The sequence below is a fragment of the Austwickia chelonae genome, from assembly GCF_003391095.1.
GTDB classification, from domain to species: domain Bacteria; phylum Actinomycetota; class Actinomycetes; order Actinomycetales; family Dermatophilaceae; genus Austwickia; species Austwickia chelonae_A.
This window is the reverse complement of record NZ_CP031447.1, coordinates 3,542,940-3,558,991: the sequence shown is the minus strand read 5'-3', so window position 1 is coordinate 3,558,991 and position 16,052 is coordinate 3,542,940. Positions and strand designations below refer to the sequence as shown.

The following is a 16,052-nucleotide window of genomic DNA, read 5'->3' as shown; positions in this document are numbered from 1 at the left end:
TCCAGCACGGCCAACGGCTGCTTTATCGCGTGATTGATATGTCTTACCTTTACGTCGTCCTCGAAATCGCCTTGCCATTCGCGGATGAGCCAGGCTGTGAACTTGAGAAAGCAGCTGATATGCGGGACTGGGTACAGGGTAGAAGGCGACCCGGCCCGCTCATGTCGCGGCGCGGACGTGCCTGAAGGTTAGCTCACGACTAGGCTTTCCCACATGGAGTCGAATGAGCTCAATTATGAATTCTTGTCCAAAAGAATCGCCCGGGTCACTGAGCGAACAGGGCTTGGGGAGTCGGCCTCGTTCCTCGTGTGGTTCCTCGAGAATGTCTATAGGCTAGAGGAGACTGATGCGCGGGATGCTGTCTGCGACCACTCAAATGACAAGGGCATCGACGGGATCTACGTTGACCACAACAACGAGGAGATCCACTTTCTCCAGGCCAAGATTCGACAGAATGACGCAGGCAAGATTGGCGATGTCGGCCCCAAAAATCTCATGGGATCTGTCGCTCAGTTCGATACAGATGACAAGGTGAAGAGCATCCTTTCTGGCAATGCTGACGAAGAACTCAAGCGGCTGATCGGCCGCATCCAGTTGGCCGACATGGTCAAATCCAGTTACCGCCTAATAGGCGTCTACGTCACCAACGAATCACATAACATCGACTCCCAGGGATACTCAGAAGTCACACCCAACCTGTCGATCTTCGATCGCGAAGAGATCGCAGCGCGGATGGTCGAGGTAGATATGACCGAGGGTAAAAAGGGTTCATTCACCTTCGATACCTCCTACGTCGACCCGCTAGAAATGAAGGTGGGTGCCAACAAGGATGGCCCTACTATGTTCGTTTTTCCAGCGAGGGCGCTCCAGCTCGTGCATATGGACGGCATCGCGGATGGCTCGCTATTTCGAGAGAACGTGCGTTACGGTCTCGGAAATACTAGCGTCAACAAGGCAATTCGCGGTGCTCTGGCTAAAAAGGCAGACCATGCAACCTTCATTCTCGGACACAACGGCCTGATCATCCTGTGCTCGTCTGCCGACAGCTCTAAAAGCGGCAAACTTACGATCAAGGATTACTCAGTGGTGAACGGTGCTCAGAGCCTGACGAGTTTCTATAACGATAAGTCCAAGCTCACCGATGACCTCCGTGTGCTGGTGCGGGTCGTCGAGGTCCAGGACGAGGCACTGGCTCGCAGGATCACCGAGAACAGCAACAACCAGAACGCCATCAAGCCACGTGACCTCCGATCGAACCACACGATCCAGCGCCGGCTGCAGGAGGAAATGAACAATACGGGCGGCAACTACTTCTTCGAGATCAAGCGGGGCGAGCAAGCACCGGATGACGCCACAGTGATCACCAACGACGAGAGCGGACGTGCACTCCTGGCGTTCGATGTTCAGGAGCCGTGGTCCGCACACCAGATCTACAAGGTCTTCGACGAGAAGTATGCCGAGATCTTTGGGCGACCGGAGGTCACCGCGCAGCGAGTAATCTTCGTTCATCGGCTGATGGGTGTAGTAAACAAGAGCTTGCCGAAGCTTAAGAATCGACCGATGGCCTCCTACGGGCTGACTCGGTACTTCATGCTCTACCTGCTCTCCGAGATTCTGCGAGGCAATGACGCCTCGCGTCCTTACATCGCGAAACCGGATTCTCTTACCGAGTCGCAGATGGCCGAGTTCTTGAGCAAGTGTGAGGAGATCTTGAAGACAGTCGTCGTAGATCTCAACGTCGAGTCGAAGTCGGTAGACTTTGATTACAAGACGATCCTCAAGAGCCCTCGGCAAGGCGGGGATCTGGCGCAGGCGATCCTGGCGAGTTACGAGAAGGACGTCGAACGGGAGAAAGCCGAGACTTTCACCGGCTGGACGCCGAACTAGGACAGCGTGCGTCTCGACGCTGCCTAGGTCGCGGGCGTGGTCGCGATGAACGGAATCGTCACTGTCACGACTGAGTGAGCGGAACTTGTCCGATGTCTGGACGAGCTAGGAATCGCGATGGCATCGGCCATCGTCAGGCACTCGATCTCGACCGGTGTGAATCACTCAAGGTTGTCGTGCTCATCCAGGGCGCAGTTGGCTAGCTCGCCTATCCATCTTGTGACAAGAAACGCATGCATCTCCAGCGCTGGATCACTGAATAGCATGGCGAACGGCGCGGGAACGTGAGCCTGGATCCGTCCATAGTCAAGGTGCGATGCGGGATTACGTGAGCGTCTTGCCGGTGGCCGCTACCGATGACGAGAAGTCCGTAGCTCATGTCGGCCCCATACCCTGCCGACCGACCGTTCACGCGGCCCGCGCCAATAGCCGTGCATAAGAATCCCGAAGTGGGGCAAGGCACCTCGCGCAGGTCAAAGCCCCTGCACGGCACAGCGCCACGCACAGGCCGTCGCTCGGCGGCTGAGGGAAGGAGACGCGATGAGCGCCTCGATCGACGCGCGCACGTACGATCGGCTCGAACCTGCGAGCATCACCGTTCTCGGCATCATCCTGGGCGTGGGCGTGGGCGTGGGCGTGGGCGTGGGCGTGGGCGTGGGCGTGGGCGTGGGCGTGGGCGTGGGCCTGGGCGGCTTCCTTGACGGGATCGGCCTGCATCAGCTGCTGCAGTGGCACCAGCCGTACGGCAGCCGGGTCAGGCAACCAACTCGATCCGGTTCCCTTCGTGGTCTAACACCACGGCTTCGTAGTAGCCGTCACCGGTGAGTCGTGGCCCGTCCACCACCTCGTAACCGTCCGCGAGCAGACGTGAAGTTGTCTCATCCACAGCAACACGGGACCCCAGCCTGAAGGCGATATGTGCCCAGCCGAGCAGGCCCTCATCGGCCGTTCGATCCACCCCCGGTCGAGTCATGATTTCCAGACGTGCTCGACCATCGAAGGACAGAAAATAGGTGCGCAATCCGGTGCGCGGGTTGTGATATCCGTCGTTGGACGTGGCGCCGAAATAGGTGCGGAAGAAATCGCGCGATCGTTCCAGGTCGGCGACATAAAGTCCGGCATGATCTAGCGTGACGGTGGGTGCTCCAGAAGTTGTCATCTCCCCACCATCAATGATCGCATGATCACATGCAACGATCACTTCGGCACAAACTGATCATCAGGGCGCTGGGTAAACAACCCATCAGCCCGGATGTTTCATCAGGGCGCGGCGTCGGTGTAGTCGGCGCCGTTGCCGTTGTTGTGGGGTGAATTCTGGCAGGTGGGTACGACAGTGGCCGGGATGTCGCTGCCGGTGGGCGTCGTTTTCCACGAACGAGGGTGTCTCGGGGTTGGTAGGGGTTGGTTGAGTGCGCTGGTCAAGGCGGTGACAGTGCGCTCAGGTTGGTCCACGCGGTGGTGAACAGCCCGGCCCATGGGGCGGTGTTCTTGATGTGGAGGACCCGTTGCCGGGCGGTGCGCGCGAGGGTGGCGGCGATGGTGAACAGGCGGTGGCGCAGGGTCTTGGGTTCCCACCGGCGCGCGTCGTGCCCGGTCAGGGCGAGCATGGCCATCCACGCCAGGAGATCGTTCGCGAGCTGCACGATCAGGAGCCAGACGCGGTTCTGCGCGAAGCCTTGCAGGGGCAGGTTGGTCAAGCCGGTGTCTTTGGCGATCCGGATGCGGTCTTCGCAGCGGGCCCGGCGGCGGTGGCGCAGCTCCAGGTCAGCCAGTTGCCCGCGGGTGGTGTTGGTGACGAACGCGGTCAACCGGTAGCCGGCGACGTCATCGAAGCGCAGTTGCGCGCCGGGGTGGGGCCGTTCCCGGCGCACGATGATCCGCATCCCCGGTGGGTAGCCTTTCAGCTTGCCGGCGCCGGTGAGCAGGTCGGTGAACTCGGCTACGTCAGCACCCTCGCGTACGGCGCCGTCGGCGTTGTACGCGCCCTGCCACACCTGCTCGGGAATCAGGTTGTACAACTCGGGGGTGTTCGCGGGCAGGGTCCAGCCGATGGAGTACGACAGGCCGCGGCGGTGCAGGAACCCCAACAGCTTCCGAGTGCCCCCGGCGCCGTCAGTGCGGATCAACACCTTCCTGCCAGGCCGGGACGCATCGGTGTCGGGCAGTGCGGCCAGGACCGCCTTGATGACATGTTCATGGTCGGCGGCCGTGTTCGAGCCGGCGTTCCCCGGGCGCAGCAACATCGCCAACGCCTCCCCGCTCCCCTTGGGACCGTGGTCGACGAAGGCGCACAGTGGGTGGAACCCGTAGCCACGTTTAAAGGTTGGCGCGGCCTGCTCCTTCTCGGAGTGGGCCCTCACCAACGTGGCGTCCAGGTCGATGACCAGCGGATTCGCGGCGTCGATGCCGTGGTTCGGGGCGTGCCGCCCGGCCAGCGCCCACACATGGGCGCGAGCTACCGCCCGCGCACCTGCAACGGCCTTCTCGACCCTAGCCACGTCGGCGGCCAGCGCGGCGATGGTGCGGCAGATCGTGGCGTCCGAGGCGACCGGCCCGTACACCCCCGGTTCGGCCCGCAACAGGGCCGCGTCCCGGCAGGTGTCCCCACCCAACGCCAGTGACATCCCCAGATCCAGCAGGACCTTAGCCGGGTCGTGCCTGGCCAACGGCTTCCGCCACGGAAGCAGTGCCTGACTCAACGCCCGGTCCAGACCCGATACGCGCGCCGTCTTTGTCAACAGGACCCCACCGGCCTGAGCGACCGCTGGCACCGCCGCGGTGTCGACCCGGACATGGGGGTAGAGCCCGCTACGCTTACTCACCTGGGAAGTGCCCTTCTGATCCTGCGGATACTGACGTCGAAATCAACATCCTTGCAGGTCAAGGGCACTTCTCATGTCACGGCACGCTCAACACCACGAAATCTCCGGGATCAGCGTCCACGCTCTCGCAGATCTGTCCGGTGCCTCCACGGTGACGATTCGACGAGACCTCGCCGACCTCGAAGGGCAAGGACTGCTGCGCAGGGTGCACGGAGGTGCAGTCACTGTGGACCGTCGAGGATCTCCCCACCCCTACGCGGTGCGTGCCCTCGAGAACTCGTCGGCAAAAACCGCCATCGCCTCCCATGTCGCCTCGCTGATCGGCGATGGCACCTCCGTCGTGCTGGACAACGGTTCCACCGTGACTTCAGTTGCTCGAGCGCTCTCGGGACGCCCGATCACTGCGCTGTGTCTGAGCCTGCACGCCGCTGTGGAATTAGGCGGCGGAGACGCTACAGCGGTCATCGTCCCCGGTGGTCGGATCGCGCCCGGTGGCCTCAGCGCCGACGCCGCTTCCAGCATTGCGACCCTGGACAACTTTCGGGCCGATACCGCCGTCATCGGGGCCTGTTCGGCCGCACCGTCCGCAGGGCTGACGGTCACTGCATCGGAGGACGCCATGGTGAAACGAGCGATACTTGCCTGCTCGGCTCGAGTCATCCTCGCTGCCACCGGCGACAAACTGGCCCGCACCTCCAGCTTCCGCTTCGGGCAAGTCGAAGACCTGGACGACCTTGTCACCACTCAAGATGCCCCGGAACAGGCCCTGGACGAGTTCCATGCAGCCGGAGTGCACATCCACTTCGCACGATGATCTGAACGAAGACCTCTCGAAGAATCTCGCCAATCCGCTGGCGACCACGTCCTCGATGTGCGAAGCGAACTGTTCGCGAGTCGTGATCCCCGGGAACTCTGCCTTATCGATCACGTGCTTCTGGAAGGCGTGACCCCCCAGAAATCTCCTGACCCGTGAGTTGAGCCCGTAGTCGAACACCATTGACGACATTGTCCGCAGCGGACCCGGCTCCACCCCCGGAGGCTGCGGGTCGCACCGACGACGGGCGCGTGAGGCACCTGGCTCAGACGCGCCCCTCGCGGCATGAGCGCGCGTGCGAGCCCATGGAAGACTCAGTCGGCGGCGGCGAGGATCCACTCGCGGGCGCGCTCGACGGCTTGGTCCAGCGGGAGCCGGAGGAGTTCGGCAGGAGTAGTGCCGGACGCGATCCACTCCGTGACCATTTGGTCGCCGAGCCAATAGCCGCACCGGCTGGGCAGGCCCTCCATGGGCCTGGTGCGCAGCAGTCCGGCAGTCTCTGGGGTCTCGTCCGTCGAGTCGAGGTAGCGGGAGACGTAGCGCGTGATCTCGGAGGCCAGGTTGCGGCACTCCTGCACCCAGCCGTGGTGCTCTACGTCGAACCACAGGTAGATGCTGTCCGGGTGGCCAGGGACCAACAGGCGCGAGAGCGCGACTGCGAGTCCCTCGCACAAGATCGAGGCGGCCACGGTTCCCGGTTCCTCGATCGCTGCGCCGTGGCGAAAGTGGATCGCGTGCAAGCCCTCGTGCACGGCGAGTACCTCGTCACCGACGCCGTCCGAGAGAAACTCCAACGCGATGAAGAGCGTGGGCTTGCCGTGCAGCTCGGTGACTCAGCCGTTGGAGGTGTGACCGCCGACCATGAGGACGGCCTCGAGGTCATCGGCTTCGACGCCGTGCTCGGCGAGCTTGCCGTTCATCGAGGCGAGAACCGCTCGCATGCGTCGTTCCCGCGCCTCGATCGTCGCCACCAGCTGCGGGGCGATGCCAGCGGCCCCAACGCGACACTCGGTGCGGCCCCAGCTGGAGTAGTAGCGCGCGAACACGTCCTCGTGTGCGCTCTCGTACAGGCGCATCCACGCGTCCTGCCGGTCGTGTTCGTCCTCGATCGCAGCCATCGCTCGGTACGCGGGAACCGTCGAGATCACCTTCACCACGCTCTGATGATGCCGGAGCCACGCAACCACCGCACGACCTCAGGCACGACGCGCCAGATGCGGCAGGAGCGGACGCTACGCGATGAGCGCGGCGTTGAGCGAGCGATCGCTTCTTCAGCGACGCCAGGGAAGGGCGTCAGGAGGGGTGGGTGCGATCCAGCGCTTCGAGCACTCGGGCCCGCAGCACGAAGTAGGGCTCGGCGAAGTGACGCGGCCTGCCTGACGGGCGCTCGACGACCTGATACCCGACGACTGATTCTTCCGCGGTGAACTGTTCGGCCGTGAGGTCTACCACCGTGCCGTCGGGCAGACGGTTCCAGTAGTGGTAGCCGGTCTTCCTGCCATCGACGAAGACTTCTCCGAGGAGCAGGTCGCCGCCAAGAAGATCGTGGATCACGAGCGCGGTCATGCCGCACTGCTCACGGGAGGGGTTCGCGACGCTCCACTGCTCACGTGCGTAGGGGTAGCACGTGTCCGGACCCCATGCGTCGCGGATCACCGGCGCGAGACGTTCGATGTCGAGGGCCATGTGAGCACCCTCTCACCGCGTGGCTTGGGGTGGTCGGAACCCCGAACCGGTCCACGATGTTCTGAGGGTCCATTCTGGTCTGTGGGTCTCTCACCCCGACGGCGTACTCGCCTGGCTGCGAGTTATCCCACACTGACGAGTGGGTCACCCAGGGTGTGGCCTTGCTGTTGTTGCTGAGGAGTTCTTTAATGAAAAGATACTTGATTTTGACGGCATATCGACAATTGCTGGATTATCGTTCGGATTGCGCCGATTGTCCCGAACCTTGGCTCAACTTCCCAGAAGGCTGGCCATGTTTAAATCCATCATGACGATAGTCACATCCTCGGCCCTCGTTCTAGGCGGGATCTCCGGACTGGCGTATGCCTCCCCTAAGTCGGATTCCGAGGTTGCCTCGTACTCGGCTCGGGGGATTCACTTGGGTGATGTCCTAGATAAGGCTTCTCGGCCTATCATGTCGTCATGAGCTGTTGCAAGAATGGTTACTGCACCGCATGAGTCTTGAGTCGAACAGGTCAAGAAAAGGTACGCATCCGTCAGTCGTATTAATGTCTGGGATGGTGCTTATGATCGCGGGCATATCGCTGACGGGATACCTGTCAGGGAGCGGTGGGATTCCCTACATGCTCGGCATTCTGTCTTTACTCATTGGGGCTGCCTCTTTTGTTGTGGGGCTACTGATGATTTTCCTCAGAGCTAATCGTCCTCGCGACTAGAAGTGTCGGCTGTCGGCGACGGCCGACACCGAAATTATCGGTGATAGAAGGAGCTGCCTGGGCATTCGGGCCGTCATGTCAGCGCCTTTGGCGTGCCGTCCCGAATGCTCGGCCTTTTCTTCACCGTATGTAGCGGGCCCGGCGTCGGTCTTCCTCCCGGAGGGGGATCGGTCCCGCCCTCACCCCGGTCTTTCATGACGACGGCCATGCGCCTCACGACGATGCCTCCGAGAGTTCCCGACCGCGATCCGTCATTCGGAGCCAAAACCCGTCGCCCATAGGGGCCCAACCGAAGAACTCAAGCTGTGCCCAGGCGCGATCCAGCCAGTCCTCTACAGTTCCGAGCCAGTCCTCAAATCCCGTCTCGCCGAGATCACCAGGAACCATGAGTCCTTCGCAGAAGAGCCTCCTCAATACGCTCATTGCGAGTGACTGTGACTCGGGGTTGACATCCCCATGCGTGCTGTACCAAACCACATCTTGAAGTGAAACCCAGTCGACGCGGCCACAGTCCAGCAGCTCCGAAACCGCCGCCTGTTCGGTCACCATGCGACACCGTCCGCAAGATGAACCTTTCGGGGAGCGCTCCCAACGGGAAGGATGTCGATGGTCGGGCCGCTGGTCATCGAGTCTTCCTGCCACTGGATGACACCACCGTCTGGCAGTTGACAGACGTCCGGGATCTTCGGCCCGCGAGCTGGCAGCCGTTCGGCTCCTACTGACCACGCATCAAACGTCGCGCGCATCTCATCGATCGAGCCCACGGAAGAGACTATCCGATTTACGGTGTAAGTGGCGGTTTCTAGTGGTGGGTGCTGGCCGCGGGCATGCGGTCAGCGAAGGTGGTGGCGAAGGCGTTCAGGGCGGGCTTCCAGCGCATGCCCCAGCGGGTCTGGCCGGTGGGGTCTGGGGTGGTGAGGAGTTCGGTGGGGGGGAGCCGGCCAGATCGGTGATGATCGCCGAGATGTTGACGTAGGGGTATCCCGGGTGGTCATGGGTGGCCGAGACCAGTGGAGCGGTGGTAGCAGCGGCCGAAGATAGAGCGAGAGCAGATCAAGGAGGAAGGGCGTCGACCATCACGACGCGCGTCCACGACCTGGTCATCGCCATAGTGATAGTCCTCCCTCCGGAACAGCGACAAGCATCAGACCCTCGGGACCGCAGGCCTGCCAGGACTCGAAGTCCTCTCCTGGTGGCACGTGGATCGTGACACCGTTACCGAAGGCGAGTTCCAAGTGGCCATCGTCGAAGGCGTTGGCCATGGTCATGGTGGTTCGTCCCAGTTCCAACGCCGGAGCCAGCTTCGTCGGATCGCCTTCGGGGACCAACAGGTGCTGATGCCCGTCACTGCTGGTCAGGGTCAACGGTTGCTCGATCCGAAAGATGTAGCCATCGGAAGTCAGGAAAGACAGCGCATAGTCGACTTGCACTCGAACACCGGTGTCCGCGAGAGGCAAGACCCAACCGTCGTTCTCCGGTCGGCGGATCAGCGCGTCTGCTGTGGCTGCCTCTTCTGGTGCTTCTCCTAGTTGTACTGATCGGACGCGTTGGTTGATCGAGTGTGGTCCGAGCGTGTGATGACGCGAGGGAGGATCTTGCTGGTTGAGTGGGGATTGCGACATCTCTCACCGTCCGGGAAGGCCCTCTGATGTCTCACGTTAACGCAGCCCTGACTCCGCGCGCCCGTTTGCCGGTTGCCCGGTTGGTGGTCGAGCAGCATGTTCCGATCTTCGAGGTCGCCGCAAGGTTCCAGTGCTCGTGGCCAACGGTCAAACGCTGGGCTGATCGTGACCGGGCCGGGGAGCCGATGCCGGATGGGTCGTCGCGTCCGTACTCCTCGCCGAACAAGGACCAGCAAGCAGGTCACCTCCCGGGTTGTGTCGCTGCGACTGCGGTTGCCCCAAGGCCCTGTCCAGCTCGCCGCCAGGGTCGGGGTCGCACCCTGGAGGGTCTACCGGGTCCTCGCCGCTGGCGGGCTGAATCGATTGTCAGGTGTTGACCGGGCCACTGGTGAGCCGGTGAGACATTTACGAGCACGACCACCCCGGATCGTTGGTTCAGTCGATGTGAAGAAGTTGGGCAACTCCCCGATCTGAAACTACGGCACCGTCGTCGGGTCCGCTGCGAAGACAGGATCAGGATCGCTAAGGATTGCAGCTTGGCCAACCTGCCCTTGCAAGGGTTCAACCAGAACCGGATCTGGCTGCTCATCGTGGCAACCCTCCTGACTTGCACAGGTTTAGTGGGTCACGACGTCGAGGATTGCTTGTGCTTCGGGGGTGATGGCAGCTGCGGCGGTGACTTCGGTCCCGGCGATGTGGATGGTCGCATCGTGTAGGGGGGCGTAGGGTCCGGACGATCTTCTTGATGCTCAGGCCGGTCCGTTGTTGCAGGTAGCGGGCCATGGCCAGGGCGGTGACGACCACGGTGAGGCGGACCTCGATCACGTCGCGGTCGTGTTGGACGTAGGGCGGGACTATCGACCAGAAGTTCGTCATCACCGCACCTGAAATCGCACATCGGAGGTCCAGTTCGGGTGAGTAACTCGCGGCGGACTGTCGTACGCGTGAGCCGCCGAGTCGTACGTGGTCGCTCGCTGCACGCTCGTGGTCAATGCGGTCGCCGAAAGCGCAAACAACACGGTCATCGTGGCCAGGAGCGTCATGACCGCAGCCAACGGCGCGGAGTACTTGCCGGATGTCCGCCGCAACAGGGGCGACGCCACCGGGTTCACCGGTTCACCTCAAGACCACTTCCGGTAACCCGCCAGCGACTACCTCGATCCGGCCGAAGTCACCGGTCAACGCGTACCCATTCCCGTCATGATCGAAAGTATCGATTGATCCGTAGTCCTGCTCGCCAGCAGCGTCCACGGCTGCGACTCTTCCTTGACCCTCCCATCTCAACGCGGATACCCCCGTGAAACGGATGGTGCCCGCGCGGTAGCAGTACTGCTCTCCAGGCGTTGGGATCGCATACGCCGAATGTTCCTCCCGCAATACCAAATCGACCTCAATCTCCAGTTGAGCCGGCGTCACCTGTATGCCGGTAACCCAACTGTCCTCGAGGTACAAGTACTCGAAGCCGGGAATACCCCAATAATCCGACATATAACTCACCAATCCCACTCGATTGGAGTGTGGTTTCCGGGGCTCCTACGCGTGACAGGGGTGTCATACGGATCGATCCTGAGCTCGCCAGCGTTGCGGATCTCGACGTGGGGACCTGCGCTGCCCGGTGCCCGCGGACCGCCCTGCTTGATTGTCAGGCGGACAACCTCGTTCGAGTCGGTGTACTTGACCGGTCCAGTGGCGGTCTGGCTTCGCAGCCATTCCTGCGCAGTTCCGAACTCATCAAGCTGTGACGCAGTGGCACGCCCACCCTGCGTTATCTGATCTACTGCAAAGTCCGTGTCGTATTTGACCAAGGCATTACCGGTCTTTGCGGCGGGTGGTGTGATGCCTGTGGTGATGAAGGTGGGGTGGGTGGGGTCGTACCAGCGGTGGTGGTTGTAGTACCAGCCGATGTCTTGGTCCCAGATTTGGCCGAGGCTGCCGAGGGGGCAGTGGGATGTCTCGGTTGTGGGAGCGGTGGATGGGCTGGGGTTGAGGGGTTGGCCCCACAGGGTGGTGGTTGCGGGTGAGACCTCGTGGTGGGTTTCCTCGTGCAGGGGATTGACCGCCGCTGCCGTTGTGGCTCCCGAACCGAGCAGTACTGCCACAGTGGTGGCCAGGGTGGCTAGGAGAAGCCGCCACCACCCTGCTCTGCTTGTCGGTTGCCGGTGGGTCACGGGCCAAGTATCGCGGCTGTTGCCGCGGCTACGCGATCACTCCCTGCTGAGTGCCCAAGCCACGGCATCGTCGAGTGCTTGCTCAAGTCCAAAGACTCCCGATACCTCGAGTTGTTCGTCCGCAAGCAACGCGCCGCTAACGACGTCTCCCACGGAGAGGATGGCCTCGCCGCTCTCCCAGACAATGAGGCGAACGAGTCGGCCGGGCGAGTCGAGATCTAGCCATGCAGATATCTTGTCTCGATTCTCTGGGCTGAACTCCAGGCTTACCTGGACCCCTTCAGCTTCAAGGCCGAGACGGCTCTTGCTAACCCAATCCTCCAGGTATTGCAGCATAATGTTCACAATTTGGACGCAATCCACGCCGGGGTGCCTCCGGGATCTTCCGGCGATGGCAGATTCATGGCTTCCACGCCGGGTTGTACGGAGCCACACTGGGAGACGACGTGCCCTGCATGAAGAACACGTTCGTCGGCTGGTTCGGGAAGCCAGCACCGGGATTGTGGTTGAACCCCGCGATGCTGGGAACACGGACGAAGATGAGGACATGCCGGCCCTGCCTTTGCGCGCTGATAGTTGCATTCACCGCCATGTGCGTCAACCAACGCATCCACCGGAACCCAGCCCTGATCATCCAACTCATGCTCATGCACCCGGAGCCCCAACTCGATATGTAGTTCGTCTCCGACGCTGATCGCTTGTTGGCCTCGCCACTCGCCAGCCATGAGACCGGCAGCTGTGAGTACTGTCAGCTCTTGACCGGGTTCAGAAACAGCCGTCACGGCTCGTGCGCGCATCACCAGGCTCCCTTCGGGAACGGCACCCGTACGACGACGTTCTCGACGTTCCCCACGTTGTTGGCGGCATCTAAGCTCCACGTCTCTTCATGGAACTAAGGCCATCGACGATGGAGCGGCGGTGACAGGCGCCAGTCCAAGTAGAACCAGGAGCGCGACTACAGCGGCCTTGGCGAGACACCAGACCGAGCGCGATCGCGTGCGGCATCTCATCACGACAGCACACCCTGCGGACGCACCATGGCAGTCAACTCGCCCTCCCAAACGCTGAGTTCAAGCACCAAGCCCGACGAGAACTCAACGTCGATACCCGATAGGTCGCCGTTGGCGTTGAGGCGCTCGCGAAGGCCGACAGCGACATTGCCGAGCAAACTCGACAGCGCATCATCTTTATCGACCGGCGAAAGTTCCCAGAGGCCAACCTCATTCCGAAGCTGATTCCGCTCTTGCGATGAGACTTCCCCGAAGGGATCCCGCCAGCGGCCCTCTATTGCCTGGATCTTCCAGTCAGCGCCCACGTCGAACGTGATCGCCGAGCCTTCCGACCAGGTGATCTGTAAAGGGCCAAGCACTGAGTGGTCCTCGCCGTGCACCGCTGGATGGGTGGCCCTGTCAACGCTGGCGCAAGTGAGGCCGAGCCACCCGGGCTTCAAGTGAACGCTCATGAGAACACCTTTACGCCCTGGAACCACGAGTTTCCAGATGCGCCCGGGAACATGGTGACAAACTGCCCGTCTGGCTTCGTAATGAGCAGATCCTCCCCTTGCCTGAAGAAGAAGTACCCGTTGCCTCCACCAGTTTCGGGGTTCCAGGCTCCAATCCGCACCTCAGTGGGGTTGAGGTGGACATCTCGAATCTTGGTTGTGAAACCCGCTCGGGCGGCAGGATCGCCTGGGTTCAGCCCATAGTCCTTTGAGTGTTTGCCCCACTTTGTGCCGAACTGCGCTCGTGGGATCGAAAGGGGCGGGCGCACGAGTTGTGGAGCACTCTTTGCGGCGGGTGGTGTGATGCCTGTGGTGGTGTTGGTGGGGCATTTGCCGGGGGTGAGGCCGTGGGGGTCTGTCCAGGTGTGGGGGTTGGGGACGGGGGTGTGGGGGTTGATTCCGCCGGGTAGGCCGGTGGGGTCTGGGGTGGTGAAGGTGGCGTGGGTGGGGTCGTACCAGCGGTGGTGGTTGTAGTACCAGCCGATGTCCTGGTCCCAGATTTGGCCGAGGCTGCCGAGGGGGCAGTGGGGTGTCTCGCTTGTGGGGGTGGGGGAAGGGCTGGGGTTGAGGGGCTGGCCCCACAGGGCGGTGGTTGCAGGTGAGGAGTCGTGGTGGGTTTCCTCGTGCAGGGGATTGACCGCTGCCACTGCTGTTCCCGGACCGAGCAGTACCGCCATAGTGGTGGCCAGGACGGCTAGGAGAGATCGCCACCACTCTGTCCTGCTCGAGGTCTGCCTGTGGGTCATGTGGTCCAGGATGGCAGCCGGATCCTGCTCGCTACAGTGCAGTGATTAGACGCTTCGTTGGACGGCCTTCCGAGTGAGGACGTCGTGGGCTGCCTTGCCACCCTTTGGGGTGATCGGTCGCCCGCTGGCACGCGTTGCCGCAGCACCCCCAAACGGAGAACCTCCGCGTACGCATGGAAGCCCTCGCCCACCTCCCATCCGACGAACAAGCCCTCGTCATCGCCATGAGCGAAGGCGCACTCCTTCGACACCACGCCCGCTAACTCAACGTCAGCTGACCAAGGCACCCGGCTGTTCGGTTCACTCGTGGAGGCGCGTGGACTCGGCTTTAGCGACTCGTTGGCGAAACACGGCGAGGGCTTCGTCGTCTCGTTCTGCCAGTCCAGAGCCATGCTCCGGGTCGTGCACGAACTCGGCGTAACCCCAAGCAGCTGCGTACGGGCCTGTCCACAGCGCAGTTCCCGAAGCATGGATGCCCGAGAACAGTCCAAAGGCCCAACCCGATGGCATCGCCCAAGTGCCGAGATCAAAGAGGCCTGCAAGCGCGTAGCACGGGCCGCCCCAATCGTCGGGAACGAGAACACTGAGCACATTCTCCCACAGCAACATGCCGAGAACAGGGTAAGAACCGCCAACGGTGAGTGGATACGTCGAGGTCTCCACTGACTCCCGGGGCCGCTGGTGATCTGACAGCGCCGAAGCACGATTATCAATGCACGTCAGAAACATAAAGACCTCACTTGAACTTGAAGTCGTCGACCGCGCCGGTAATCGTGTTCCGGACGTAGTGGATGTTGACTCCATTTTCTATCTGTTGCATCTTCACCCAACCATCAGCAGCGGGCCAGCGAGCATCAGACATCACAACCCGTGGAATTACAGCACCTGCCGTCGTCATGGAACGGATACCGCCCCACCAAGTCCTTGCTCTGCGCCCGCAGCTCGACCCCGCGGCCCTCCACCAGGCGCGCCACGGACACCTCATCCGGGATACGCGCCACGCCGGGACCTCCGAGAAAACTTGGACTGTCACTTGCTGGCAACAGGCGATGCCATGTGATGCACTAGCAGGCAACTCGGCACGTCACAGGAGGCAAGCATGACCGTCATCGACCCCGGACGATGGGCATCAACGACCCCACCCGGAGGCCACGACATGCCCAGCCCCTTCCACGGCGACCGCCTCAAGACCCTGCGCACCGAACGCGGCTGGTCCCAAGCCGAACTCGCCGAGAAGATCGGCTCCGACGCCCGCCTCACCGACCTCGACCAACTCACCGAAGACGAACGCACCACCATCACCAACGTCATCGACGCCCTCATCACCAAAAGCAAACTCCGCGCCCTCACGGGCAGCTGAGCCCCATGTTCACTGTAGGCAGCGCCGGCATAACCGACGTCCACTACGGAGACCGCCGCCACGCACGGGCAGCGCTGCTTGTCTGCAAAGACATCTTCTTCGCACGAGTGGCCACGGAATATGTCATCGACATCGACGGCGCGGCCGAGTACGAACCAGGCGCCCTCTACAAGCGAGAACTCCCATGCATCCGAGCGGTCCTAGCGATGGCGTCCCACCTCCAACTCTTGATCGTCGATGGTTACGCCACCCTCGATCCCCAAGGCCGGCCAGGACTCGGAGCGCATGTCGCTGAAGCCACCGGAACCCCGGTCATCGGCATCGCCAAGACATCCTTCCGTGGCGCCACGCACGCGGTCGAGGTGAGGCGCGGCACGGCAACCCGTCCCCTCTATGTAACTGCAGCAGGTGGGCTGACCGATGCCGAGGCAGCCAAGATCGTTGCCGAAATGGCTGGCCCTCATCGTCTTCCGACTGCCTTGACGAGAGTGGACAAACTGGCGCGTGGTCGGGCGACGCCGATCAACTCCACCGATTGACCACAGGCAACCATCCAGGCTCGCGACGAGTCAGCGATCACCCGTCACGGAACGTAAGAGATCGACGCGCTCAGGAGCAATCACTTCGATTACCTCCATCGAGCATTATTCATAACCCATATCGGCGCGCCTAGATGAAACATCGGTCCCCGTCTTGGATACTCGGAAGTTCTGACATATTCGAGGCCAAG

General features: G+C 62.1%; 25 protein-coding genes and 3 pseudogenes. 9 read left to right on the top strand and 19 right to left on the bottom strand.

Annotated features, from left to right (window positions below):
• Positions 1–213 precede the first annotated feature (213 nt).
• A complete protein-coding gene (locus tag DX923_RS15655) occupies positions 214–1,887 on the top strand; it encodes an AIPR family protein (RefSeq protein ID WP_116116006.1) in 1,674 nt (557 codons plus the stop codon).
• 408 nt (positions 1,888–2,295) lie between these two features.
• Here DX923_RS15655 and DX923_RS16885 read toward each other — a convergent pair whose 3' ends face one another.
• Positions 2,296–2,622: a hypothetical protein gene (locus tag DX923_RS16885; protein ID WP_240322670.1), complete on the bottom strand. Its 327-nt coding sequence runs from the start codon at positions 2,620–2,622 to the stop codon at positions 2,296–2,298.
• Here DX923_RS16885 and DX923_RS17235 point away from each other — a divergent pair.
• The gene (locus tag DX923_RS17235; RefSeq protein ID WP_430732308.1) at positions 2,542–2,712 is read left to right on the top strand and encodes a DUF2243 domain-containing protein; all 171 of its coding nucleotides are present in this window, start codon (positions 2,542–2,544) and stop codon (positions 2,710–2,712) included. The two genes, DX923_RS16885 and DX923_RS17235, sit on opposite strands and share 81 nt — an antisense overlap.
• Here the strand turns inward: DX923_RS17235 and DX923_RS15645 are convergent.
• The 3 genes from DX923_RS15645 to DX923_RS15640 all read right to left on the bottom strand — a co-directional run bounded on the left by DX923_RS15645 (position 2,642) and on the right by DX923_RS15640 (position 4,709).
• Positions 2,642–3,046 (bottom strand): VOC family protein, encoded by a 405-nt coding sequence (locus DX923_RS15645; RefSeq protein ID WP_116116388.1) that lies wholly within the window; start codon positions 3,044–3,046, stop codon positions 2,642–2,644. The two genes, DX923_RS17235 and DX923_RS15645, sit on opposite strands and share 71 nt — an antisense overlap.
• Positions 3,047–3,147: 101 nt before the next feature.
• On the bottom strand, positions 3,148–3,309 hold the full coding sequence (locus DX923_RS16425) for a hypothetical protein (protein WP_162872817.1): 162 nt from the start codon (positions 3,307–3,309) through the stop codon (positions 3,148–3,150).
• Complete coding sequence (locus tag DX923_RS15640; RefSeq protein ID WP_116113446.1) at positions 3,306–4,709, bottom strand: IS1380 family transposase; 1,404 nt, start codon at positions 4,707–4,709, stop codon at positions 3,306–3,308. The genes DX923_RS16425 and DX923_RS15640 overlap by 4 nt, the downstream gene beginning before the upstream one ends.
• A gap of 73 nt (positions 4,710–4,782) precedes the next feature.
• On the opposite strand from DX923_RS15640, the gene DX923_RS15635 reads away from it, so the two are divergent.
• Positions 4,783–5,523 carry a DeoR/GlpR family DNA-binding transcription regulator gene (locus DX923_RS15635; RefSeq protein ID WP_116116004.1) on the top strand — a complete coding sequence of 247 codons (741 nt, stop codon included), beginning with the start codon at positions 4,783–4,785 and terminating at the stop codon, positions 5,521–5,523.
• A gap of 314 nt (positions 5,524–5,837) precedes the next feature.
• Here DX923_RS15635 and DX923_RS15630 read toward each other — a convergent pair whose 3' ends face one another.
• From DX923_RS15630 to DX923_RS15615, 4 genes are all read right to left on the bottom strand, one after another.
• Positions 5,838–6,317, bottom strand: a complete 480-nt coding sequence (locus tag DX923_RS15630) for a DUF2268 domain-containing putative Zn-dependent protease (protein ID WP_162873074.1) — start codon at positions 6,315–6,317, stop codon at positions 5,838–5,840.
• Between the two features lie 39 nt (positions 6,318–6,356).
• A complete protein-coding gene (locus DX923_RS15625; protein WP_162873073.1) occupies positions 6,357–6,680 on the bottom strand; it encodes a hypothetical protein in 324 nt (107 codons plus the stop codon).
• Positions 6,681–6,816: 136 nt separating this feature from the next.
• Positions 6,817–7,209: a YunG family protein gene (locus DX923_RS15620; protein ID WP_116116001.1), complete on the bottom strand. Its 393-nt coding sequence runs from the start codon at positions 7,207–7,209 to the stop codon at positions 6,817–6,819.
• Positions 7,210–8,138: 929 nt separating this feature from the next.
• Entirely contained in the window at positions 8,139–8,474 is a 336-nt protein-coding gene (locus DX923_RS15615; RefSeq protein WP_116116000.1) for a hypothetical protein, read from the bottom strand.
• A 17-nt stretch (positions 8,475–8,491) separates the two neighbouring features.
• Between DX923_RS15615 and DX923_RS16505 the strand changes: the two genes are divergently transcribed.
• Both DX923_RS16505 and DX923_RS16420 read left to right on the top strand, forming a co-directional pair.
• Positions 8,492–8,647 (top strand): hypothetical protein, encoded by a 156-nt coding sequence (locus tag DX923_RS16505; protein ID WP_205413068.1) that lies wholly within the window; start codon positions 8,492–8,494, stop codon positions 8,645–8,647.
• An 86-nt stretch (positions 8,648–8,733) separates the two neighbouring features.
• Positions 8,734–8,901 (top strand): hypothetical protein, encoded by a 168-nt coding sequence (locus tag DX923_RS16420; protein WP_162873072.1) that lies wholly within the window; start codon positions 8,734–8,736, stop codon positions 8,899–8,901.
• A gap of 124 nt (positions 8,902–9,025) precedes the next feature.
• Here DX923_RS16420 and DX923_RS15605 read toward each other — a convergent pair whose 3' ends face one another.
• On the bottom strand, positions 9,026–9,547 hold the full coding sequence (locus DX923_RS15605) for a DUF6188 family protein (protein WP_116115998.1): 522 nt from the start codon (positions 9,545–9,547) through the stop codon (positions 9,026–9,028).
• Between the two features lie 26 nt (positions 9,548–9,573).
• Between DX923_RS15605 and DX923_RS15600 the strand changes: the two are divergent.
• Positions 9,574–10,015 (top strand): annotated as a pseudogene (locus DX923_RS15600) (IS481 family transposase); the annotation flags it as partial.
• Positions 10,003–10,143 (top strand): annotated as a pseudogene (locus DX923_RS15595) (IS1380 family transposase); the annotation flags it as partial. The pseudogenes DX923_RS15600 and DX923_RS15595, both read left to right, overlap by 13 nt.
• Before the next feature lie 21 nt (positions 10,144–10,164).
• On the opposite strand, the pseudogene DX923_RS16415 reads toward DX923_RS15595, so the two are convergent.
• The 10 genes and pseudogenes from DX923_RS16415 to DX923_RS16400 form a co-directional block, all read right to left on the bottom strand.
• Positions 10,165–10,396 (bottom strand): annotated as a pseudogene (locus DX923_RS16415) (IS1634 family transposase); the annotation flags it as partial.
• Between the two features lie 26 nt (positions 10,397–10,422).
• Positions 10,423–10,659 (bottom strand): hypothetical protein, encoded by a 237-nt coding sequence (locus DX923_RS15590; protein WP_116115997.1) that lies wholly within the window; start codon positions 10,657–10,659, stop codon positions 10,423–10,425.
• Between the two features lie 4 nt (positions 10,660–10,663).
• On the bottom strand, positions 10,664–11,053 hold the full coding sequence (locus DX923_RS15585) for a hypothetical protein (protein ID WP_240322669.1): 390 nt from the start codon (positions 11,051–11,053) through the stop codon (positions 10,664–10,666).
• Positions 11,041–11,715, bottom strand: a complete 675-nt coding sequence (locus tag DX923_RS15580) for a hypothetical protein (protein WP_162873070.1) — start codon at positions 11,713–11,715, stop codon at positions 11,041–11,043. The genes DX923_RS15585 and DX923_RS15580 overlap by 13 nt, the downstream gene beginning before the upstream one ends.
• Positions 11,716–11,751: 36 nt before the next feature.
• On the bottom strand, positions 11,752–12,051 hold the full coding sequence (locus DX923_RS15575) for an immunity protein TriTu family protein (protein ID WP_205413067.1): 300 nt from the start codon (positions 12,049–12,051) through the stop codon (positions 11,752–11,754).
• Between the two features lie 64 nt (positions 12,052–12,115).
• Positions 12,116–12,349: a hypothetical protein gene (locus tag DX923_RS16410; RefSeq protein ID WP_162873068.1), complete on the bottom strand. Its 234-nt coding sequence runs from the start codon at positions 12,347–12,349 to the stop codon at positions 12,116–12,118.
• Positions 12,350–12,724: 375 nt separating this feature from the next.
• On the bottom strand, positions 12,725–13,177 hold the full coding sequence (locus DX923_RS15565; RefSeq protein WP_116115993.1) for a hypothetical protein: 453 nt from the start codon (positions 13,175–13,177) through the stop codon (positions 12,725–12,727).
• Positions 13,174–13,962, bottom strand: coding sequence for an RHS repeat-associated core domain-containing protein (locus DX923_RS15560; RefSeq protein ID WP_116115992.1), 789 nt, complete (start codon positions 13,960–13,962; stop codon positions 13,174–13,176). Before DX923_RS15560 ends, DX923_RS15565 begins: the two co-directional genes overlap by 4 nt.
• Positions 13,963–14,262: 300 nt before the next feature.
• On the bottom strand, positions 14,263–14,625 hold the full coding sequence (locus DX923_RS15555) for a hypothetical protein (protein ID WP_162873067.1): 363 nt from the start codon (positions 14,623–14,625) through the stop codon (positions 14,263–14,265).
• A gap of 191 nt (positions 14,626–14,816) precedes the next feature.
• On the bottom strand, positions 14,817–14,963 hold the full coding sequence (locus DX923_RS16400) for a hypothetical protein (RefSeq protein ID WP_162872657.1): 147 nt from the start codon (positions 14,961–14,963) through the stop codon (positions 14,817–14,819).
• Positions 14,964–15,061: 98 nt separating this feature from the next.
• Between DX923_RS16400 and DX923_RS15550 the strand changes: the two genes are divergently transcribed.
• Positions 15,062–15,322 carry a helix-turn-helix domain-containing protein gene (locus tag DX923_RS15550; protein ID WP_116115990.1) on the top strand — a complete coding sequence of 87 codons (261 nt, stop codon included), beginning with the start codon at positions 15,062–15,064 and terminating at the stop codon, positions 15,320–15,322.
• A 5-nt stretch (positions 15,323–15,327) separates the two neighbouring features.
• On the top strand, positions 15,328–15,861 hold the full coding sequence (locus DX923_RS15545; RefSeq protein WP_116115989.1) for an endonuclease V: 534 nt from the start codon (positions 15,328–15,330) through the stop codon (positions 15,859–15,861).
• Positions 15,862–16,052 lie beyond the last annotated feature (191 nt).